Annotated in this window: 11 protein-coding genes, 2 tRNA genes, 3 rRNA genes and 1 riboswitch; of the genes, 4 read left to right on the forward strand and 12 right to left on the reverse strand. The window is 64.3% G+C overall.

Annotated elements, in window-relative coordinates; all coding sequences use genetic code 11:
- From CKCBHOJB_RS13510 to CKCBHOJB_RS13540, 7 genes are all read right to left on the reverse strand, one after another.
- Positions 1–810 carry a serine protease gene (locus CKCBHOJB_RS13510; RefSeq protein WP_281049186.1) on the reverse strand — a complete coding sequence of 270 codons (810 nt, stop codon included), beginning with the start codon at positions 808–810 and terminating at the stop codon, positions 1–3.
- The gene (locus tag CKCBHOJB_RS13515; protein ID WP_281049187.1) at positions 807–1,673 is read right to left on the reverse strand and encodes a transglycosylase SLT domain-containing protein; all 867 of its coding nucleotides are present in this window, start codon (positions 1,671–1,673) and stop codon (positions 807–809) included. The genes CKCBHOJB_RS13510 and CKCBHOJB_RS13515 overlap by 4 nt, the downstream gene beginning before the upstream one ends.
- A gap of 136 nt (positions 1,674–1,809) precedes the next feature.
- Positions 1,810–3,090: a nucleotide sugar dehydrogenase gene (locus CKCBHOJB_RS13520; RefSeq protein ID WP_281049188.1), complete on the reverse strand. Its 1,281-nt coding sequence runs from the start codon at positions 3,088–3,090 to the stop codon at positions 1,810–1,812.
- A 36-nt stretch (positions 3,091–3,126) separates the two neighbouring features.
- Complete coding sequence (prsT, locus tag CKCBHOJB_RS13525) at positions 3,127–5,931, reverse strand: XrtA/PEP-CTERM system TPR-repeat protein PrsT (protein ID WP_281049189.1); 2,805 nt, start codon at positions 5,929–5,931, stop codon at positions 3,127–3,129.
- Entirely contained in the window at positions 5,928–7,301 is a 1,374-nt protein-coding gene (gene prsR, locus CKCBHOJB_RS13530) for a PEP-CTERM-box response regulator transcription factor (RefSeq protein WP_281049190.1), read from the reverse strand. The genes prsT and prsR overlap by 4 nt, the downstream gene beginning before the upstream one ends.
- A 24-nt stretch (positions 7,302–7,325) precedes the next feature.
- On the reverse strand, positions 7,326–9,371 hold the full coding sequence (gene prsK / locus CKCBHOJB_RS13535; RefSeq protein ID WP_281049191.1) for an XrtA/PEP-CTERM system histidine kinase PrsK: 2,046 nt from the start codon (positions 9,369–9,371) through the stop codon (positions 7,326–7,328).
- Positions 9,372–9,456: 85 nt separating this feature from the next.
- Positions 9,457–10,836, reverse strand: coding sequence for a TIGR03013 family XrtA/PEP-CTERM system glycosyltransferase (locus CKCBHOJB_RS13540; protein WP_281049192.1), 1,380 nt, complete (start codon positions 10,834–10,836; stop codon positions 9,457–9,459).
- A gap of 273 nt (positions 10,837–11,109) precedes the next feature.
- Here CKCBHOJB_RS13540 and CKCBHOJB_RS13545 point away from each other — a divergent pair, with 273 nt between their 5' ends.
- On the forward strand, positions 11,110–11,559 hold the full coding sequence (locus tag CKCBHOJB_RS13545; RefSeq protein ID WP_281049193.1) for a MaoC family dehydratase: 450 nt from the start codon (positions 11,110–11,112) through the stop codon (positions 11,557–11,559).
- A 167-nt stretch (positions 11,560–11,726) separates the two neighbouring features.
- Here the strand turns inward: CKCBHOJB_RS13545 and rrf are convergent.
- The 5 genes from rrf to CKCBHOJB_RS13570 all read right to left on the reverse strand — a co-directional run bounded on the left by rrf (position 11,727) and on the right by CKCBHOJB_RS13570 (position 16,907).
- A 5S ribosomal RNA gene (gene rrf, locus CKCBHOJB_RS13550) occupies positions 11,727–11,840 on the reverse strand.
- Between the two features lie 110 nt (positions 11,841–11,950).
- Positions 11,951–14,837 (reverse strand): 23S ribosomal RNA (locus CKCBHOJB_RS13555).
- Between the two features lie 280 nt (positions 14,838–15,117).
- Positions 15,118–15,193 (reverse strand) — tRNA-Ala (locus CKCBHOJB_RS13560).
- Positions 15,194–15,218: 25 nt separating this feature from the next.
- Positions 15,219–15,295: transfer RNA gene (locus CKCBHOJB_RS13565), tRNA-Ile, on the reverse strand.
- Between the two features lie 73 nt (positions 15,296–15,368).
- Positions 15,369–16,907 (reverse strand): 16S ribosomal RNA (locus CKCBHOJB_RS13570).
- The 16S, 23S and 5S rRNA genes sit together here with 2 tRNA genes alongside, the layout of an rRNA operon.
- 554 nt (positions 16,908–17,461) lie before the next feature.
- Positions 17,462–17,548, forward strand: a riboswitch (glycine riboswitch).
- A gap of 191 nt (positions 17,549–17,739) precedes the next feature.
- On the opposite strand from CKCBHOJB_RS13570, the gene gcvT reads away from it, so the two are divergent.
- The 3 genes from gcvT (at position 17,740) to gcvP (ending at position 22,226) form a co-directional block, all read left to right on the forward strand.
- Entirely contained in the window at positions 17,740–18,831 is a 1,092-nt protein-coding gene (gcvT, locus tag CKCBHOJB_RS13575; RefSeq protein ID WP_281049194.1) for a glycine cleavage system aminomethyltransferase GcvT, read from the forward strand.
- A 110-nt stretch (positions 18,832–18,941) separates the two neighbouring features.
- Positions 18,942–19,328: a glycine cleavage system protein GcvH gene (gcvH, locus tag CKCBHOJB_RS13580; RefSeq protein ID WP_281049195.1), complete on the forward strand. Its 387-nt coding sequence runs from the start codon at positions 18,942–18,944 to the stop codon at positions 19,326–19,328.
- A gap of 3 nt (positions 19,329–19,331) precedes the next feature.
- The gene (gene gcvP, locus CKCBHOJB_RS13585) at positions 19,332–22,226 is read left to right on the forward strand and encodes an aminomethyl-transferring glycine dehydrogenase (protein WP_281049196.1); all 2,895 of its coding nucleotides are present in this window, start codon (positions 19,332–19,334) and stop codon (positions 22,224–22,226) included.
- Positions 22,227–22,380: the final 154 nt, after the last annotated feature.

The following is a 22,380-nucleotide window of genomic DNA, read 5'->3' on the forward strand; positions in this document are numbered from 1 at the left end:
CTACTTCAGCTCGGCGAGCAGGCGCTGCAGATACTCGACCGGGATCGCATAGCTGATGCCTGAGGGATCGGACAGCACGTTCTCCTTGGTGGACTTCACGAACACCATGTTCATGACCCCCAGCACCTCGCCGCTGGCGGGGTCGTAGAGCGGACTGCCGCTGTTGCCCGGATAGGCCGTGGCATCGAGCTGATAGACGCGAAACACGTCGTTGGCGAGGCGACGGATCAGGGCCGGATCGAGGTCGCGCGAATTGGCCTGCGGAATTCCGATCGGCGTGATCGCCGACACGATGCCGCGATGCGTGACCGGCGTCATGCCCAGCACGTTCCCGATCGGAAACCCGGTGAAGGCGATTTCCTGCCCCTCGAGCACGCGCGCGCTCGCCCCCAGGCGCAGCGCCGGCAGCGCCGGGCCACCGTCCAGGCGCAGCACGGCCAGATCGCGGCTGCGCTCGCTGGCCACGACGCGGGCGGCGCGCACCGTCCCGGTTTGGCCATCCCCCGGCACCACGACGACCAGCGCCTCCATCTTGTCGGTATCGACGCGCTCGGGGAGCACGTGCGCATTGGTGGCGACGAGCAGGCCGTTGCCGACGACGAAGCCGGTGCCGCGAAACAGGAAGGCCGGGCTGCGGGTGCGCTGGTAGGTGCCGACCGCCACCACCGAGGGTTTGATCCGCGGCACCGTGGCCACCAGATCCGCGCGTGCGGACGTGCCCATGCCCACCACCGCAGACAGGGCCAGCGCGCAGATCAGGAACCGGCGCCGCAACGACCGCACCGCCCGTGCGGGCGCGGGCGAGCTCATGTCTCGTGATCCTCCTGGCTGGCCAGGCGCAGGCTGCGCAGCATCGGGCTCGGCGACACCACGCTGCCATCGTAGGGATGACGCGCCTGGCCGACGTGGCGCAGGATGCGCTCGACATAGGCGCGGGTCTCGCGATAGGGCGGCACGCCGCGGTGGCGGTCGACCGCGCCCTCGCCGGCGTTGTAGCCGGCGGCCGCAAGCGCGATGTCACCCTCGAAATAGGCGAGCAGCCAGCGCAGGTAGGCCAGGCCGCCGCGGATGTTCTGCTCGGGGTCGTAGGGCTTGCTGACATTGAAGCGCTGGGCGGTCTCGGGAATCAGCTGCATGACCCCCATGGCGTTCTTCGGCGACAAGGCCTGCGGGTTGAGCGCGGACTCGGTCAGGCCGATCGCGAGCGCGAACTGCGGAAGGATGCCGTACTTCGGCGCCAGTTCGCCCAGCATGCGCGCCACCTCCTGGCGTGCCGGCGGCAGGCGGGCGATCAGCGCCTCGACCGGCCAGCGCTGCACGAGCAGGGTGGACGGCGTCTGCATGCATTCCGGCACGGCGCCGGTCGATTCGCCGGTATAGCGCTGCATGCGGGCGGCGTACTCGTTGCCCTTGCCCGCCGCCATCGCGAAGAACGTCGCGGCATACTCGTCGTTGCGCTCGACCCCGCGGCCGTTGGCATACATCCAGCCCAGCGCGTACATGCCCTCCGCATCACCAAGGCGCGCCGACTCGCAGTACAGCCGCACGGCGTAGGCCTGGTCGCGCGGCACACCTTCGCCATGCTCGTAACTCAGCGCCTCGCGGGCCAGATACCGCGCCTGCTCGGCGAAGGCGCGCGCGATCAGGTCCGTATCCGCGGCCACGGCGGACATCGAGCATGCAAATGCGGCCCCCAGACCCAATGCACGCCGGACATGGCGGGCAAGCACGGCAAGCTTGCCCTCCCTGGTGCCCTGAGCGGATGGATGTTGTTTCTTCTTCGCCATAATTCTTTATGGCAGACGAAACTCAAAGACGCCAGAGCCGGACGCCCGCCTCCCGCATCGCCGCCTGGTCGTAGCTGGACTTCACGTCGGCGAACACGCCTCCCGGCGCGAGTTTCTCGAGCAGTCGGGGCAGCGGCATCTGCAGATACTCCTTGTGCGCCACCGCAGCGACGATCGCGTCGGCCACCGGCAACGCGTCCCAGCTCTCCAGGCGCACGCCGTACTCGTGCTCGGCCTCGGCCGAGGCGGCGACCGGGTCGTGCACATGCACGTTGCAGCCGTAGCTTTGCAGCTCGTGGATCACGTCGATGACCTTGCTGTTGCGCAGGTCGGGGCAGTTTTCCTTGAAGGTGAGGCCGAGCACGAGCACGTTGGCCCCCTTGATGCTGGAGCCGGCGGCGATCATTTCCTTGACCGTCTGCTCGGCCACGTACTTGCCCATGCCGTCGTTGATGCGGCGGCCGGCGAGGATGACCTGGGGGTGGTAGCCGAGCATGTCGGCCTTGTGCGTCAGGTAGTACGGATCCACGCCGATGCAGTGGCCGCCGACCAGCCCCGGGCGGAAGGGCAGAAAGTTCCACTTGGTGCCGGCGGCCTGCAGCACCTCCACGGTATCGATGCCGATCTTGTGGAAGAGCACCGCGAGTTCGTTCATCAGCGCGATGTTGAGGTCGCGCTGAGTGTTCTCGATAACCTTGGCAGCTTCGGCGACCTTGATCGAGCTCGCCGGATACACCCCGGCGGTGATCACCGAACCGTAGATCTCCTGCACCGTGGCCAGGGTCTCGGGCGTGTCGCCGGAGACGACCTTGAGGATCCGGGTGACGGTGCGCTCCTTGTCACCCGGGTTGATGCGCTCGGGCGAATAACCGACGAAGAAGTCCTGCTTCCACTTCATGCCCGATTCGCGCTCGAGGATGGGGATGCAGACCTCCTCGGTCGCGCCCGGATAGACGGTCGATTCGTACACGACGATCGCGCCGCGCTTGAGGTGGCGGCCGGCGGTCTGGGAGGACTTCACCAGCGGGGTGAAGTCCGGCTGGTGGGCATCATCGACCGGCGTCGGGACGGCGATGACCACGAAGTCGGCCTCGCGCAGCACGGCGGGGTCTGTGTGACAGGTGAGCCGGGTCGCGGCGCGCAGGTCTTCCGACGACACCTCGCCGGTGGGGTCGTAGAACTCGCGATAGGCCGCAACCTTCTCGGCGGAAAGGTCGAAGCCCACGGTGCGGTATTTCTTGCCGAACTCGACGGCGAGCGGCAGGCCGACGTAGCCGAGGCCGATGACGGCGATGGTGGTCATGATGGTGTTCCTTGTTGCCTTGAGTCGTTGCGATGTTCAGAGGGTCTTCTGCAGTGCGAGCGCCTCGCCGTGCAGCGGCGAGCCTTCCTTGAGGCGGGGCAGCAGCGCATCGAGCCGGGTGCGCGCTTCGGCGCTGCGGCCGGCCTTGGCCAGCGCCTTGGCGAGATTGAGCTGGAGCGGGAGCAGATCCGGGCCGAGCGCGACCGCGCGCTCGAGGTTGGCGATGCCGGCGTCGAACTCGCCACGCGCGACCTGGATCATGCCGACGGTGTCGATGATGGCCGGATTCTCGGGTGCCAGGCGCAGGGCCTGCTCGGCATAGTCGAGCGCCCTGGGGTCGCCGAGCTCGCGGGCGGTCCATGCCAGGTTGTTGAGGATCAGCGCGTTCTGCGGCGCCATCTCGTGCATCTTGCCGAACAGCGCCCCGGCGTCCTGGTAACGCTTCTCGGCAAGCGCGCGCTCGGCGAGGTAGCCGCGCATCGCCAGGTCGGTGGGATTGCTCGACAGCCAGTCGGATGCGACGCGCTCCGCGTCCGCCTTGCGCTCGCCGCGCAGCAGCGCCGCGTGCAGGCGGATGGCGGCCTGGCCGCCACCGCCGTTGTCCAGCGCCTTGCGGTAGGCGCTCGCCGCCTCGGCCCATTTCCGATCCGCGCCGTGGATCTCGCCCTCGAGCACATAACCCCCCGCCCGTTGCGGCTGGCGGGCCTGTGCCTCGCGCGCAAGCCCGAGCGCAGCGTCGCGCTTGCCGCCCTCGAGCAGCAGCGCGATCAGGCGCCGCTGGGCTTCGATGGCATCGGGTGCGATCGTCAGCGCGCGGCGCAAGGCCTGCTCGGCCGCGTCGTTGTTCTTCAGCGAACGATGCACGTCAGCCAGCATCACCAGCGGCTGGGGCGAGCGCGGCATCAGGCCCGCGAGCTTGTTGAAGGCCGATATCGCCTGCTGGCTGTCGCCCGCCGCCAGCTGGGCGCGACCGAGCGCCTCGACCACGCGCAGATCCGCGGGGTGAGCCACCGCGACCTTCTGCGCGAGCTGCAGCGCAGGCGCGAACTCGCGCTGGCGCAGGTGGTGCTGGACGATCGCCAGGCTGGGTGCCACCGCGCCCGGCGAGGCCGCTTCGGCCCGCTCGAGGGTGGCGAACACATCGGCCGGAGCGGCGCCGGTGGCGCGCTGCAGCTCGGCCAGCGTCAGCAGGGCCTCGACGTTCTTCGGGTTGCGCTCGAGCACCGCCTGCACCCGCCCCAGCGCATCGTCCGGGCGGCGCTCGGCGAGGTCGAGGCGCGCCAGGTTGACGGCGGCCGACAGGTAGTCGGGCCGCAGGGACAACGCCTTATCGAAGGCGGCACGCGCTGCCGGGATGTCGCGTTTGGCGAGCATCAGGCCGCCGCGCAGGTTGTGCACAAGCGGATTGTCGGGCTGCTTGCGCTCGAGCTGGGCATGGGCCTCGAGCGCCTTGTCCGTCTCGCCGCGGCGCAGGTGCGCCATCACCAGCGCGAGATCGGCCTGGAAGGCCGAGTCGTCCATGCGCGCGGCGTTCTCCAGGTCGGCGAAGGCGGCCTCGGCGTCGCCACCGGCCATCCGTGCCACGCCGAGTCGCACGCGGGCCTGGGCATCTTCGGGGGCCGCGCGCGCCGCGCGCTCGAGATACTCCTCGGCGCGTTCGAAATCGCCATTGGCCAGGAAGACCTGGCCCGCCAGGCCCAGCAGCCGTGCGTCCGGATCCTGCACCTGCAGCAGCGGCTGCAGCTGCTCGAGCGCGCGCTCGGCCTCGCCCGTCGCCAGATGCGAGGCGACCAGGGTGCGCCGCGCCGTCGGTTCGCCCGGAACCCGTTCGAGCACGCGCGCGAGATGCGCACGGCCGAGCACATGGTCGTTGAGTCGCACCAGCACGGTCCCGGCGAGCAGTTCGGCCGGCAGGTACTGCGGCGCGTCCTTGAGCACCGCCATCAAGGTGTCGCGTGCCTCGGTGAGCCGATCGCTCTGGTAATCGAGCAAGGCCTTCAGGTAGCGCGTCGACGGATGATTCGGCGCGTTCGCCTGCATGGCCTGCAGGGCCTTCTCCGCTTCCGGCAGGTCTCCCCGGCGCAGCAGTTGCGAAACGTGAGCGAAATGGTAATTCACTGCGCCCGGTGCGAGCCGGATCGCCTCACGCAGCGAGAGCAGGGACTGCTCCGGCTCGTCGCGCATCATCAGCACGTCGGACAGCGTCGCGTGCGCGTCGGCGCTGTCGGGCTTGCGCCGGATCGCTTCGCGCGCCTCGTCCTCGGCGGCCTTGAGATCCTGCTTGAGGATATGGGTGCGGGCGAGTCCGATGCGCGCCTCGGTCTGATCGGCGTCCGCGGCGAGCGCGTCGACGTAGGTGATACGCGCTTTGTCCACATCCCGCCTGGCCAGGTGCGCATCGCCGAGTGCGGCGAGAACCGCGGCCTGGGCGCGGGCATCCGTCAGCCGCGTGTCGGTAAACTCGGCCAGCAGCTTGTCGAGCTCGCCGGCGCCGAACAGGGCACGGGCCAGCAGGGGCGCGACCTGCTCCTGCGGATAGCCGAGGTCGCGGGCACGCTGCAGCTCCTTGACCGCCGCAACGGCGTCTCCCTGCCTGACGTGGATGCTGCCGAGCAGGAAGCGCGCCTCTGCAAGGCTGCCGTTCTCCTGCAGGGCGTTCTTGAGCTGGATGCTCGCGGCGCTCAGATCCTGCTTTTCCAGGTAGGACTTTGCCGACGCCAGCATGTCCTCGGGACTCTGCGCGCAGCCCGCGAGCAGCGCCGCCGACAGCGCGGCGACGGCAATGCCGTGGCCACGCACCGACCACCCCGAAGGGTGAATAGCCTTCAGCTTGCGACTCACGACACATTCTCCTTCTTGAGGCCGAAGCGGCCGAGCAGATCGTAGAGAGAGGGCCGGCTGATGCCGAGGATCTCGGCCGCACGGGCGATGTTTCCGTTGGTGCGCGCGATGACCTTGAGCACGGCGTTGCGCTCGGCTTCCTCGCGTACCGCACGCAGATTCAGGTGCTCGAGGTCGTCGTCGGGAACCTGCAGACCGAGGTCGGCCGCGGTGATGCAGTCGCCGTCGGCCATGATCACCGCCCGCTTGATGCAGTTCTCGAGCTCGCGGACGTTGCCCGGCCACTTGTGCGCCTCGATCGCGGACAGCGCATCCTCGGCGAGCACCGGGGTCCTGCGCCCGTTGTCGCGCGCGAAGCGCTGCGCGAAGGCATGCGCCAGCAGCGCGGCATCGCCCTCGCGATCGCGCAGCGGCGGAATCTCGACCACGATCTCGGCCAGCCGGTAGTAGAGGTCCTCGCGGAAGTGACCACTGCGGATCTGTGCCTTGAGGTCGCGGTGCGTGGCACAGACGATGCGGACATCGACGGGGATCTCATCGCGCCCGCCGATGCGCTCGATCCGGCGCTCCTGCAGGAAGCGCAGCAGCTTGGCCTGCAGCGCCAGCGGCAGGTCGCCGATCTCGTCGAGGAACAGGGTGCCGCCGTGCGCGGTCTCGATCTTGCCCGGGGTCTGCTTGACCGCCCCGGTGAACGCGCCCTTCTCGTAACCGAAGAGCTCGCTCTCGAGCAGCGTGTCGGGGATCGCGGCGCAGTTGATCGCGACAAAGCGCTCGCGCGCGCGCGGCGACAGCACATGCAGGGCACGGGCGAGGATCTCCTTGCCGGTGCCGCTCTCGCCGAGCAGCGCAACCGTGACCGATGCCGAGGCGAGCTTCTCGATCGTGCGGCAGATCTTCAGCATGCCCGGATCGCGCGTGAGCAGGCCCGACAGCGGGCCGGCCTCGAGCGCCGCGAGGCGCGCGTTCTCGCGCTGCAGGTCATGCATGCGGAAGGCGCGGTCGATGGTGAGGCTGAGCAGTTCGGGCTCGAAGGGCTTTGCGAAGAAATCGTAGGCGCCGAGCCCCACCGCCTTCACCGCATTCTCGCGGTCGTGCTGCCCGGTGAGGACGATCACCTTGGTATCGGGGGCGAGCGCGAGCATCTCGCGGAGCAGCTTGAAGCCCTCGCTGACGTCGTCCGGCGCGGGCGGCAGGCCGAGGTCCATGGTCACCACCGCGGGCTCGTGCTTGCGCAACTGATTGATCGCGCTCTCGCGATCGTCGGCCACGACGGTGTCGCAGGCATCGAAGGCCCAGCGCATCTGCTTCTGCAATGCCGGGTCGTCCTCCACGATCAAGAGGGTGCGCCGCTTCTCGGTCGTCGAATTCACTGTTTACCTGCCCATTTCAGTTCATCAAGGATCGCGCCGGCTCATTGGAAGTTCGATCGTGACCCGGGTTCCGACGCCGACCTCGCTGTCGTAGCGCAGCGTGCCGCCGATCTCTTCCAGGTACTGGCGCGTCTCGAACACACCAATCCCCATTCCGCTGGCCTTGGTCGTCTGGAAGGGGCGCGAGAGGCGCTCGAGGATGAACTCGGGGCTCATGCCGCAACCGTTGTCCTCGACCACCACGCGCGCGCGCTGGGCGTTCGGGACCGCGAGCGTTAGGGACACATTACCATCCTCGCCGGTCGCGTCGAGGGCATTTTGCACGACGTGGCCGATGATCCGCTCCAGCCGTTCGGGGTGGGCCGTGACCTCGCAGGACACCACTTCACCCAGGCGCAGATCGATGTCCGGACGCAGTCCACGCTTGTGATCGCGAACGGCACGCAGGAGCGCCAGCAGATCCACCACTCGCGGGGGATCGATCGAGCGCTTTTCCTGCAACTGGGTCATCAGCCCCCGCATGCGGGACTCGACGTGCGCAACCGTCTCCAGCATGTCCTGCTGGAATTCGGGGTTGTCACGATGGCGCTCGGCGTTCTTCAGCATCAGGGACAGTTGCGCGACGAGATTCTTCAGGTCGTGCACGACGAAGGCCGACATGCGGTTGAAGGAATCGAACTTGCGCGCCTCGAGCAGCGCTTCCGCGGCGAGCATCCGGTCGAGATAGCCGGCAGCCTGGCGCTGCGCGGTTTTCAGCAGGTCGAGAACCTCCCAGTCGATCTCGAAGGGTGTGCGCGGCGACGAGAGCACCACGAAGCCGATCAGGCGCTCGCCGGTCTTGAGCGGGATCACGAGCCAGGCATCGTCGAGGGCAGCAAGCCACTCGGGCAGCACCAGCCCCTCGTAGCGCGCGGGATGAAGCCGGAACTCCTCGAGATTGAGGATCCAGCCGCGCTCGTCGAGGAAGCGGCAGAACGGGGACTGCAGGGACTCCACCGCCGGCAGTTGCGGGTGGTTGAGCCGCGAGTGCATCGCGCAGCTGCCGTAGGCATCAGCCAGCCAGAGCGCCCCACCGGGGCTCTCGACGAGATCGGACAGCGCGCGGATCACCGACTGGCCGAGGTCGAGGCCCCGATCCGCGGACGACAGGGCCTGCGTGAATCGCAGCCACTCGTTGCGGTAATCGTAGCGATAGGAGAACAGATGCTTGCTGATGAGCACGCGCAACTTCGCGCGCAGGCCCCCCGAAAACAGCAGCGCGCCGAGCAGCACGAGGCCGGCGAACAGCAGCGTCATCTGCAGCGCCCGCCCCCAGTCGCCACCGAAGTAGCGCACGTAGTAGGCCGCGCCGGCGATCACCAGCAGATAGAGCCCGGCGCCGGCGAGCGCGGTGGAATGAAACACGATCTCGCGCGACACCGACATGCGCAGCGTCCACGAAGGACTGCGGTTGCCGGACAGCGCGATCAGGGGGATGAGCAGCGAATGCGCGATGCCGCGTACTGCCCACACATCCTCGTCGATGCGCGAGAACAGGAAGGCGTCCGCGAAGAAGTAGAGCTCGAAGGTGTAGCCGGCGGCGAGGGCCAAGCATGCGGGCTTGATGCCCCAGCGCGAATTCGCGGGCACGCCCCGGTAGAGTTGCTCGACCAGCACCAGGCCGACGATCGCGTTTGCCAGCCATGCCGCCAGAAGCGGTCGCAGGGGCAGTCCCTCACTGCCGAACAGCGCCTCGAAGACGAGAGCGCCGATCTGGAACAGGACGACGAGCCCGGCCAACACCGCGGGCCACCTGAGCCTGCCTGCCCAGAGCGGCCGTGACAGCACGATGATGAAGGCATACCAGGCGCCACTGCGCGCGATGTCGAGCACCACCGCCCCGAGTCCCAACCAGGCCCGCGGCTCGTGCGCGTTGGCCGCCGACACGGCAGCCCACAACGACGAGATGGCAACTGCACCCAGCAGCACGCCCCCCGGCAAGCCCCCCCGCCAAGCGAAGAAGATGTAGAGCCCGAACAAGAGATAGGCCAAGGCCGCAAGCCCATGACTCCAGGTCGCGACTTCAGCCACGCCAAACGCCTCCCTTGCTCACGGATCCACGGCCGCCGTCCTCAGCCACGAGCAACTCGGTGCCGCCGCCGATCGGACTTCCACATCAATGGGCGCCTTCGCCCGTAAGCACCACACGAACCGTCTCGAACAGAACGAGCGTATCGAGTATCAGCGAGTGGTTCTTCACGTAGTACAGGTCGTATTGCAGCTTCTCGGCCGCATCGTCGACCGACGCGCCATACTGGTAACGCACCTGCGCCCAGCCGGTGACGCCGGGCTTCACACAATGGCGCACGGCGTAGAACGGAATCTGCTGCGTCAGCTGATCGACGAAATAGAGCCGCTCCGGGCGCGGTCCGACCAGACTCATCTCGCCGGCCAGCACGTTGAACAACTGCGGCAGTTCATCGATCCGCAGCTTGCGGATCACCCGCCCGACTCGGGTCACGCGATCGTCGTTGGAACTCGCCCAACGCGGCTTGCCATCCTTCTCGGCATCCCTGCGCATGCTGCGGAACTTGATCACCCGGAAGATCCTTCCGCCACGACCCACACGCTCCTGGGAGTAGAAGATCGGCGCGCCGTCTTCAAGGAGGATCAGCAAGGCCGTCAGCAACATGATCGGCGCAGCCAGCAGCAACAGCGTCGTTCCGACCGCCAGATCGAAACAGCGTTTCACGAAGGTCCTCGCCCATCCCTGCCGGAAGCCGTCCCCATAGATCAGCCAGCTCGCGCGCAACGAGTCGAGCCGCACCTGTCCCTGGACGCGCTCGAAGAAAGAGGACAGGTCCAGAATACGGATGCCGGCGAGCTTGCAGTCCAGCAGCTCCCTAAGCGATAACACTCCGCCCCGGCGCTCACGCACCGCGACGATCACCTCGTCGACACGGAGGTTGCGCACCACATCCACCAGGCTTCCAGGCGGTAGTACGTTCGAAGGCTCCACCTCGATGCGCTCGCCTCCGCTCACCGGCAGGAAGCCCACGATTTCCACGCTGCGCTGAAGGGGACGCGTGAGGTCATGATGCACGATCCGTGCATCATGACCCGTACCGACGATGAGCACCCGTGGAACGAGGAAGCCCGAGGCCTGACGCTGGTTGACCAGCCCACGGATCGCCAGTAGCGAACACAACAGGATCAGGACGCTGACCTGTAGCGAATGCGGTGCGATCTCCGCCCAAGGCAAGAGGCCAAACACCACGTACGCCACCGGAATGCTCACCACGAGCGAGAGCGCGACGCGAGCGAAGGTCTGCCTGCCCGAGCGCTGATAAACCGGGCGGTACAAACCCATCGCGGCATTGAGCGTGATCATGATTGCAGCAAATGCCAGCGCCGACGGAATGCACTCCACCCACGGCACGGCCGGCGACACCTGCAACGCGATCGCGGCAACCACGATCAAGAACAGGGCTGCCGCATCGAACAGGACCTGCTGCAGCGTGTTCACGGGGAGGTAATGCCTGAAAACCTTCAGCATCCTGCGCCTCCGTATGTCGAAGCCAGCAACGACGATGAGCGCGCTGCGAGGCTCGAACGCCAGCGCAGCGCAAAAAGCACCGCCTACTTTATAAACCTAGTGGAATCCCACCTTCGTGCGCGTGACGCAGTTCACGCCCGCGGACATGCCGATGCCGAGACGCACACCCCAGAACGCCGCCAGATGCATAACGCAAGTTGATTTTAGCATCCGGAGCCTGTAGCGTCGGACCACGTCATCCCCTTCCCCATCCCCCTAATAAAAGGAGAACACATGAGCAGCAATGAACGCGACTTCAGTGAGGTCTACGGCTATCGGTTCGAAGATCTGGAACTCGGCATGAGCGCTGCCGTCTCGCGCACGGTGAGCGAAGCCGACATCCTCATGTTTGCAGGCGTGTCCGGTGACACCAACCCCGTACATCTCGACCAGGAATTCGCCGCAAGCACCATGTTCGGCGGCCGAATCGCGCACGGCATGCTCTCTGCCGGCCTGATTTCCGCCGTCTTCGGCACCCGTCTGCCCGGGCCCGGCTGCATCTACCTGTCGCAGAACCTGAAGTTCAAGGCCCCGGTGAAGATTGGCGACACCGTGGTGGCGCGCGTCACGGTCAAGGAGCTGAAGGCCGAGAAGCGGCGTGCGGTCTTTTCTACCGTGTGCGCGGTTGGAGCGAGCGTAGTCCTCGACGGCGAGGCGGAACTGCTGATCCCCGCCCGCCCCTGAGCTCTGGCTCGCCCCCACGGAGGCCTTGCGTCATGTTCGCCCTCCCCCCCCGGGGGGGTGGTTTTCGGCTTTTGGCCTCGCGGGTTTCCGGGAGGCTTTTCCGTTTGCGTTCACGGCCAAACGCCCTGATTGCGGTTGGGCGCTCAGGGCGTTTGTTTTGTGGGTTAGTCTGACGATGACCTACTTTCACGAGGGCGGACCTCACTATCATCGGCGCACGGGTGTTTCACGGTCCTGTTCGGGAAGGGAAGGGGTGGTTCCACACGGCTATGGTCGTCAGACTTTGACTTGTCACCTGCGCGGTATCGCAGGCCAAAGTAGGAAGAAGTGTTGTGTGATTGTCTGGTTTTGTTGAACCAGAGAGTCGAGTTCGTTTTGTTTTGAAGGTTATAGGATCAAGCCACACGGGCAATTAGTACCGGTTAGCTGAACGTGTTGCCACGCTTACACACCCGGCCTATCAACGTTGTGGTCTTCAACGACCCTTCAGGGGGCTCGAGGCCCCGGGGAAGTCTCATCTTGAGGCGAGTTTCCCGCTTAGATGCTTTCAGCGGTTATCTCTTCCGCACATAGCTACCCGGCGATGCGACTGGCGTCACAACCGGTACACCAGGGGTGCGTCCACTCCGGTCCTCTCGTACTAGGAGCAGGCCCTCTCAAACTTCCAGCGCCCACGGCAGATAGGGACCAAACTGTCTCACGACGTTTTAAACCCAGCTCACGTACCACTTTAAATGGCGAACAGCCATACCCTTGGGACCGGCTACAGCCCCAGGATGTGATGAGCCGACATCGAGGTGCCAAACTCCGCCGTCGATGTGAACTCTTGGGCGGAATCAGCCTGTTATCCCCAGAGTACCTTTTATCCGTTGAGCGATGGCCCTTCCATACAGAACCACCGGATCACTATGACCTGCTTTCGCACCTGCTCGACGTGTGGGTCTCGCAGTCAAGCCACCTTTTGCCATTGCACTATCAGTACGATGTCCGACCGTACCTAGGTGACCTTCGTACTCCTCCGTTACCTTTTGGGAGGAGACCGCCCCAGTCAAACTGCCCACCATGCACGGTCCCCGACCTGGATTCACAGGCCTGGGTTAGAACCTCGACGACACCAGGGTGGTATTTCAAGGACGGCTCCACCAGAACTAGCGTCCTGGCTTCATAGCCTCCCACCTATCCTACACAAGTCCCGTCAAAGTCCAATGCAAAGCTACAGTAAAGGTTCATGGGGTCTTTCCGTCTAGCCGCGGGGAGATTGCATCTTCACAAACATTTCAACTTCGCTGAGTCTCAGGAGGAGACAGTGTGGCCATCGTTACGCCATTCGTGCAGGTCGGAACTTACCCGACAAGGAATTTCGCTACCTTAGGACCGTTATAGTTACGGCCGCCGTTTACCGGGGCTTCGATCAAGAGCTTGCACCCCATCACTTAACCTTCCGGCACCGGGCAGGCGTCACACCCTATACGTCCACTTTCGTGTTTGCAGAGTGCTGTGTTTTTAATAAACAGTCGCAGCCACCGATTCTCTGCGACCCCTTTCCGCTCCAGCCGCGAGGGCTTTCACGTACGAGGGGCATACCTTCTCCCGAAGTTACGGTATCAATTTGCCGAGTTCCTTCTCCTGAGTTCTCTCAAGCGCCTTGGTATTCTCTACCAGCCCACCTGTGTCGGTTTGCGGTACGGTCACTCTATGACTGAAGCTTAGAGGCTTTTCCTGGAAGCTGGGTATCACTCACTTCGGATCCGAGGATCCTCGTCATCACGCCTCATCTAAGCCACGCGGATTTGCCTACGCGGCACGACTACACGCTTAAACCACCTATTCCAACAGATGGCCGAGCTAACCTTCTCCGTCCCCCCATCGCATCATAGAGCGGTACAGGAATATTGACCTGTTTCCCATCGACTACGCATTTCTGCCTCGCCTTAGGGGCCGACTCACCCTGCGCCGATGAACGTTGCGCAGGAAACCTTGGGCTTACGGCGAGGGTGCTTTTCACACCCTTTATCGCTACTCATGTCAGCATTCGCACTTCCGATACCTCCAGCATCCCTTACGAGACACCTTCGCAGGCTTACGGAACGCTCCCCTACCACGTGTCAAAGACACATCCGCAGCTTCGGTTCATGGCTTGAGCCCCGTTACATCTTCCGCGCAGGACGACTCGACTAGTGAGCTATTACGCTTTCTTTAAAGGATGGCTGCTTCTAAGCCAACCTCCTAGCTGTCTGTGCCTTCCCACCTCGTTTGCCACTTAGCCATGCATTTGGGACCTTAGCTGGCGGTCTGGGTTGTTTCCCTCTTGACACCGGACGTTAGCACCCGATGTCTGTCTGCCGTATATCACTTTGCGGTATTCGGAGTTTGCTATCGCGGGGTAGATCGCAATGACCCCCCCAACGATTACAGTGCTCTACCCCCGCAAGTGTCCGTACGACGCACTACCTAAATAGTTTTCGGGGAGAACCAGCTATTTCCGGATTTGTTTAGCCTTTCACCCCTATCCACAGCTCATCCCCTAACTTTTCAACGTTAGTGGGTTCGGACCTCCAGTACCTGTTACGGCACCTTCATCCTGGCCATGGATAGATCATCCGGTTTCGGGTCTACGCCCTGCAACTCAGTCGCCCTTATCAGACTCGCTTTCGCTACGCCTCCCCTACTCGGTTAAGCTCGCTACAGAACGTAAGTCGCTGACCCATTATACAAAAGGTACGCAGTCACCCCTTACGAGGCTCCCACTGTTTGTATGCATGCGGTTTCAGGATCTATTTCACTCCCCTCCCGGGGTTCTTTTCGCCTTTCCCTCACGGTACTGGTTCACTATCGGTCGATCACGAGTATTTAGCCTTGGAGGATGGTCCCCCCATCTTCAGACAGGATTTCTCGTGTCCCGCCCTACTTGTCGCACGCTCAGACCCGCCACCGGCTTTTCGCATACGGGACTATCACCCTGTATCGTCGGACTTTCCAGACCGTTTTGCTAAGCTGATGGTTTAGTCGTGCAGGCTGCTCCGCGTTCGCTCGCCACTACTTGCGGAATCTCGGTTGATTTCTGTTCCTCGAGCTACTTAGATGTTTCAGTTCGCTCGGTTCGCCTCCTCAGACCTATGTATTCAGTCTGGGATACCCCTTGCGGGGTGGGTTTCCCCATTCGGACATCGTGGGATCAAAGCTCTATTGCCAGCTCCCCCACGCTTTTCGCAGGCTTACACGTCCTTCATCGCCTGTGATCGCCAAGGCATCCACCACATGCACTTAGTCGCTTGATCCTATAACCTTGGACCCTCTTCGATGTTGCCATCCCGAAGGCCCGCGTACAGGAACGAACTCGTTTGTGCGGCCACACCACTGCTGACAACGGTGATGTGACCAATGCAATCACACAACTTGCAGTACGCACCGGCTCGGTACGTACTGCACTTCTTCCACTTTGTTAAAGAGCGAACCTCAATGACCGGCAGCTACGCTGCCGTTCAAGAAGTAAGAGATACCGACACCGACACCGGTGCGCGTCATCTCTTACTTCTCGTCTCGAGCCTTGGACACGACTGGTGGAGCTGGTCGGGATCGAACCGACGACCTACGGCTTGCAAAGCCGCCGCTCTCCCAGCTGAGCTACAGCCCCCCACTGCTTCGAGCAACCAATTGATTGGTGGGTCTGGTTGGGTTCGAACCAACGACCCCCGCCTTATCAAGACGGTGCTCTAACCAGCTGAGCTACAGACCCTCTCATCCGAGGCTCTTCGCCTGAACAACCGATAAGTTGTGGATACTTGATGGAACAGTGGCCTGTTCTCTTGAAAGGAGGTGATCCAGCCGCACCTTCCGATACGGCTACCTTGTTACGACTTCACCCCAGTCATGAATCTCACCGTGGTAAGCGCCCTCCCGAAGGTTAAGCTACCTACTTCTGGTGAAACCCACTCCCATGGTGTGACGGGCGGTGTGTACAAGACCCGGGAACGTATTCACCGCAGCATGCTGATCTGCGATTACTAGCGATTCCGACTTCACGTAGTCGAGTTGCAGACTACGATCCGGACTACGATCGGCTTTAAGGGATTGGCTCCACCTCGCGGCTTGGCAACCCTCTGTACCGACCATTGTATGACGTGTGAAGCCCTACCCATAAGGGCCATGAGGACTTGACGTCATCCCCACCTTCCTCCGGTTTGTCACCGGCAGTCTCACTAGAGTGCCCAACTAAATGATGGCAACTAGTGACAAGGGTTGCGCTCGTTGCGGGACTTAACCCAACATCTCACGACACGAGCTGACGACAGCCATGCAGCACCTGTGTTCTGGCTCCCGAAGGCACCCTCGCCTCTCAGCAAGGTTCCAGACATGTCAAGGGTAGGTAAGGTTTTTCGCGTTGCATCGAATTAATCCACATCATCCACCGCTTGTGCGGGTCCCCGTCAATTCCTTTGAGTTTTAACCTTGCGGCCGTACTCCCCAGGCGGTCGACTTCACGCGTTAGCTGCGTCACTCAGTGCATTGCTGCTCCGAACGACTAGTCGACATCGTTTAGGGCGTGGACTACCAGGGTATCTAATCCTGTTTGCTCCCCACGCTTTCGTGCATGAGCGTCAGTACAGGCCCAGGGGGCTGCCTTCGCCATCGGTGTTCCTCCTGATCTCTACGCATTTCACTGCTACACCAGGAATTCCACCCCCCTCTGCCGTACTCTAGCCTTGCAGTCACAAACGCAGTTCCCAGGTTAAGCCCGGGGATTTCACATCTGTCTTACAAAACCGCCTGCGCACGCTTTACGCCCAGTAATTCCGATTAACGCTCGCACCCTACGTATTACCGCGGCTGCTGGCACGTAGTTAGCCGGTGCTTCTTAGTCCGGTACCGTCATCCACGCGCTATGTTAGAGCGCGCGATTTCTTCCCGGCCGAAAGAGCTTTACAACCCGAAGGCCTTCTTCACTCACGCGGCATGGCTGGATCAGGCTTGCGCCCATTGTCCAAAATTCCCCACTGCTGCCTCCCGTAGGAGTCTGGGCCGTGTCTCAGTCCCAGTGTGGCGGATCATCCTCTCAGACCCGCTACGGATCGTCGCCTAGGTGAGCCTTTACCTCACCTACTAGCTAATCCGACATCGGCCGCTCCAATCGCGCGAGGTTCCAAAGAATCCCCCGCTTTCCCCCTCAGGGCGTATGCGGTATTAGCGTACCTTTCGATACGTTATCCCCCACGACATGGGCACGTTCCGATGCATTACTCACCCGTTCGCCACTCGCCGGCAGGCCGAAGCCCCCGCTGCCGTTCGACTTGCATGTGTAAAGCATGCCGCCAGCGTTCAATCTGAGCCAGGATCAAACTCTTAAGTTCAATCCAGCAAAGTACTCAAATAACTGACTTACATCAGCATGAGCACCTAATCATTGTGAAACCAAATCGCCGAAACGATCCGACCACAACCACCAAGCACCCACACTTATCGGTTGTTCAACTTTTTAAAGAGCGCCGCATTCGCTGCAGCAGAGAGGCGAAATTATGATCAACTTCGATTTCGCTGTCAAGCACCTCGAGAATCTTTTTTCCAACCGCCCCGGCTCAACACCGAAACAAAAGACCCCAAAGCACCCACTCCACCCCTCGCCTTCCGCACCACTCCGCTTCCGTAGAAACCGCCGCAGCGCCGAAGAGCTGCGCATTATAGACATCAAAAAAAACGCGTCAACAACGAAAAGACATAAAGATTCTTATGAAGCCATGCACTGCGACGGTCGCCTCACGAATCGTGACTCGTCACTGCGCGGAGAAGCCACCCCTCACCCCCCCTCAGCAACTGCCGGCCCACACCAACAAAGTACCCCCGATTCACGTATGGGATGACACGCAAGATGGCGGTTGCGACGAGCGTCGCTGCGGTGTTATCGTCCGCGCGACACGCGGGAGAGAACTCCACCCAGGAGTCGCCGAAGGCGCAACCCCCGGAACCGCTCAGGCAAAAGGACCGCGTGTGCAGCACAAGTCTGGAGAGCGATACGAACGCACAGCGTTTGCGTATCCACCGAAGGGGCACACGGTCAGCGACTCGCCATATATATGTATATGGAGCGATGACAGGAAATCTCTCAGGTACAAGGGACAGATGGGGCGAGCCCGGCGATGCGCCGCGTTCGCCCTTTTTCGTTTACTTCAACGGAGCGCCTCCGCGATGACGATCGCTGCCAAGCAGACCCCTCTCCACGCCGCCCATGTCGCCGCTGGTGCGCGCATGGTCGACTTCGCCGGCTGGGACATGCCGGTCAACTACGGCTCGCAGATCGAGGAGCACCACGCGGTGCGCCGCGACGCCGGCATGTTCGACGTCTCGCACATGCTCGCGCTCGACCTCGCGGGCCCCGACGCCACCGCCTGGCTGCGCGGGCTGCTCGCCAATGACGTCGCCAAGCTCAAGGAGAGCGGCAAGGCGCTCTATTCGTGCATGCTGAACGAGCGCGGCGGTGTGATTGACGACCTGATCGTCTATCGTTTCAGCGATGCCGACTACCGCATCGTCGTGAACGCCGGCACGGCCGACAAGGACCTCGCCTGGATGCGCGAGCGCATCGCCGCCACCGGAGCGAACGTCACGCTGCAGCCGCGCCGCGACCTGGCGATGATCGCGGTACAGGGGCCGCGCGCGATCGAGCGTGCGACCGCCGCGCTGCCCGAACTCTCCACCGCAAACGGCATCCCCTCTCCCTTCAGCGGTGCCCGGGTCGGCGACCTGCTGATCGCCCGAACCGGCTACACCGGCGAGGACGGCCTGGAGATCGCCGTACCCGTCACCCGCGCGGAAGCAATGTGGAACGCGCTCGCGGCCGCCGGCGTGAAGCCCTGCGGCCTGGGTGCGCGCGACACGCTGCGCCTGGAAGCCGGCATGAACCTCTACGGGCAGGACATGGACGACGACGTTTCGCCGCTCAACGCCGGCCTGGCGTGGACGGTGGACATGAAGGACGAGGCGCGCGACTTCGTCGGCCGAGCAGCGCTGCAGGCCAATCCGGTCACCCAGCGCCTGCTCGGCCTGATCCTCGAGGACAAGGGCGTGCTGCGCTCGCACATGAAGGTATTCACCGCCGCCGGTGAAGGCGAAACCACCAGCGGCAGCTTTTCGCCCAGCCTGGAGAAATCGATCGCCTTCGCCCGCGTTCCGGTCGCCACCCAGCCGGGAGAAGCCGTCGAGGTGGACATCCGCGGCAAGCGCCTGAAGGCGCGTACGGTGAAGCTGCCCTTCGTGCGCAACGGCAAGGCCCTCGTCTGACCCCATCCCGTCGCCGGCCTGGACAGGGCCGGCGGTCATCCGGGCGCGCCTCGACGCAGGCGCGCCCGGATACTCCCACCCGATACCCACTTTCCAGAGCGGAGAACACCATGAGCAAGGTCCCCAGCACCCTCAAGTACACCAAGTCCCACGAATGGATCCGCGTCGAGGACGACGGCACGCTGACCATCGGCGTCACCGACCACGCCCAGGAAGCCCTCGGCGACATCGTCTTCCTCGAGCTGCCCGAAGCCGGCCGCAGCCTCAACGCCGGCGAAGCCTGCGCGGTGATCGAGTCGGTCAAGGCCGCCTCCGACATCTACGCACCGGTCACCGGTGAAGTGGTCGCCAACAACCAGGACGCGATCGACGCCCCCGAAGGCGTCAACGCCGACGCCTACGCCACCTGGCTGTTCAAGCTCAAGCCGGCCAACGCCGCCGACGTCGCCGCGCTGATGGACGCCGCGGCCTATGAAGCGGAAATCGCCCAGGCCTGACCAATGAGCGACAACCTGCTTTCCTCCCCGCTCGCCAGCCTCGAGCAGCGCGATGCGTTCATTCATCGCCACCTCGGCCCCAACGCCGAAGAGGTGGCGCGCATGTGTGCCGCCGTCGGCGTCGTCGATGTCGATGGCCTGATCGCGCAGACCGTCCCCGCCGGCATCCGCCTCGAGTCGCCGCTGCTGCTCGACTGCGCCACGCCCGAGCACGAGGCGCTTGCCCGCCTCAAGGCCATCGCCGGCCGCAACGTGGTCAAGAAGTCGATGATCGGCCAGGGCTACTACGGTACCCACACTCCGGCGGTAATCCTGCGCAACGTGCTCGAGAACCCGGGCTGGTACACCGCCTACACGCCCTACCAGGCCGAGATCTCCCAGGGCCGCCTCGAAGCACTGCTGAACTACCAGCAGATGGTGATCGACCTGACCGGCCTAGAGCTCGCCAACGCCTCGCTGCTCGATGAAGCCACCGCCGCCGCAGAGGCGATGACGATGGCCCGCCGGGTCTCGAAGTCGAAGTCGAACGTGTTCTTCATCGACGAGGCCTGCTTCCCGCAAACCATCGACGTGGTGCGCACGCGCGCTCACTACTTCGGCTACGAGCTCGTCTACGGCAAGGCCGCCGAGGCCGGCAGCCACGACTGCTTCGGCGCACTGCTGCAGTACCCGAACGCGCGCGGCGAGGTACTCGACCTCACCGCCCCGATCGCCGAACTCAAGGCGAAAGGCGCCGTGATCGCGGTCGCCAGCGACCTCATGGCGCTCGTGCTGCTCAAGAGCCCCGGCTCGATGGGCGCCGACATCGCCCTCGGCTCGGCGCAGCGCTTCGGCGTGCCGATGGGCTTCGGCGGTCCGCACGCCGCCTTCTTTGCCACCCGCGAGGGCTACGTGCGCTCGATGCCGGGCCGCATCATCGGCGTGTCCAAGGACGCGCGCGGCAAGACCGCCCTGCGCATGACGCTGCAGACCCGCGAGCAGCACATCCGCCGCGAGAAGGCGAACTCCAACATCTGCACCTCGCAGGTGCTGCTCGCCAACATGTCGGGCTTCTACGCCGTCTACCACGGTCCGCAGGGCCTGCGCACGATCGCCGCGCGCATTCACCGCCTCGCCGCGGTGCTCGCCGCCGGCCTGCGCGAGGCCGGTTTCGGCCTGCACGACCGCCCCTTCTTCGACACCATCGAGGTCGAGGTTGGCGCACGCGCGCCCGCCATCCTGCGTGCCGCCGAGGAAGCCGGCTTCAACCTGCGCAGCGTGTCGGGCACCGTGCTCGGCCTCTCGGTGGATGAAACCACCACCCGCGAGGACGTGGCCGCGGTACTGGCCTGCTTTGGCGCAAGCACCGACATCGGCGCGCTCGACGCCCGCGTCGCGGCCGCCGGTGGCGCCCTGCCCGCGGAACTGCTGCGCAGCGACGCCGTGCTCGGCCATCCGGTGTTCAACACCCACCACACCGAGCACGAGATGCTGCGCTACCTCAAGAAGCTGCAGAACCGCGACCTCGCGCTCGATCATTCGATGATCTCGCTCGGCTCGTGCACGATGAAGCTCAACGCGACCAGCGAGATGATCCCGATCACCTGGCCGGAGTTCGCCAACATGCACCCGTTCGCCCCGCGCGAGCAGGCCGCGGGCTACCTCGAGATGATCGAGGGCCTGGCCGACTACCTGCGCGCAGTCACCGGCTTCCCGGCGATCTGCATGCAGCCCAACTCGGGCGCCCAGGGCGAGTACACCGGCCTGGTGGCGATCGCGCGCTACCACGCCAGCCGCGGCGAATCGCAGCGCAAGGTGTGCCTGATCCCGAAGTCCGCCCACGGCACCAACCCGGCGACCGCGCAGATGTGCGGCATGCAGGTGGTGGTGGTCGAGTGCGACGACAACGGCAACGTGGACGTCGGCGACCTCAAGGCCAAGGCGGAGAAGCATTCGGCCGAGCTCGCGGCGCTGATGATCACCTACCCGTCGACCCACGGCGTGTTCGAGGAATCGATCCGCGAGATCTGCGATATCGTCCATCTGCACGGAGGCCAGGTGTATATGGACGGCGCCAACCTCAACGCCCAGGTCGGCCTGACCTCGCCGGCGACGATCGGCGCCGACGTGTCGCACATGAACCTGCACAAGACCTTCTGCATCCCGCACGGCGGCGGCGGTCCGGGCATGGGGCCGATCGGTCTGGCGGCGCATCTGGCGCCCTTCATGGCCGACCACGTGGTGCAGCCCACCGGCGCCGCCGACCGGCCGAACCTCGGCCAGGGCGCGGTCTCCGCGGCCCCGTTCGGCTCGGCCAGCATACTGCCGATCTCGTGGATGTACATCACGATGATGGGCGGCGAAGGGTTGAAGCAGGCGACCGAGGTCGCGATCCTCAACGCGAACTACCTGGCCGCGCGCCTCAAGGACCACTACCCGGTGCTGTACACCGGCAGCCAGGGCCGCGTCGCGCACGAGTGCATCCTCGACATCCGCCCCATCAAGGCGGCGACCGGGATCTCCGAGGTCGACATCGCCAAGCGCCTGATGGACTACGGCTTCCACGCGCCGACCATGTCCTTCCCGGTACCGGGCACGATCATGGTCGAGCCGACCGAGTCGGAAGACCTCGGCGAGCTAGAGCGCTTCGTGGCCGCGATGATCGCGATCCGCGACGAGATCCGCCAGGTCGAGGCCGGCACCTGGCCTGCCGAGGACAATCCGCTCAAGCACGCGCCGCACACCCAGGCCGACTTCCTCGGCGACTGGGACCGCCCCTACTCGCGCGAGCAGGCGGTGTTCCCGCTGTCGTGGGTGGCGGAGAACAAGTTCTGGCCGAGCGTCAATCGCATCGACGACGTGTATGGCGATCGCAACCTGTTCTGCGCCTGCGTGCCGATGAGCGACTACGCCGAGTAAGCCTGCCGCGGGGCCTGCGCGCTGGTAGAATCCGGCCGCCCCGACAAGAAGCCACGCCTTCGGGCGTGGCTTTTTTTCGCCTCGCCGACGCAGGTCTCGACGCTCGTCATTCCGGGCCTCGCGGCCGGACTCGTGCGCGCTGCACGATACGCAC

The organism is Thauera sp. GDN1, from assembly GCF_029223545.1.
Classification (GTDB): Bacteria; Pseudomonadota; Gammaproteobacteria; order Burkholderiales; family Rhodocyclaceae; genus Thauera.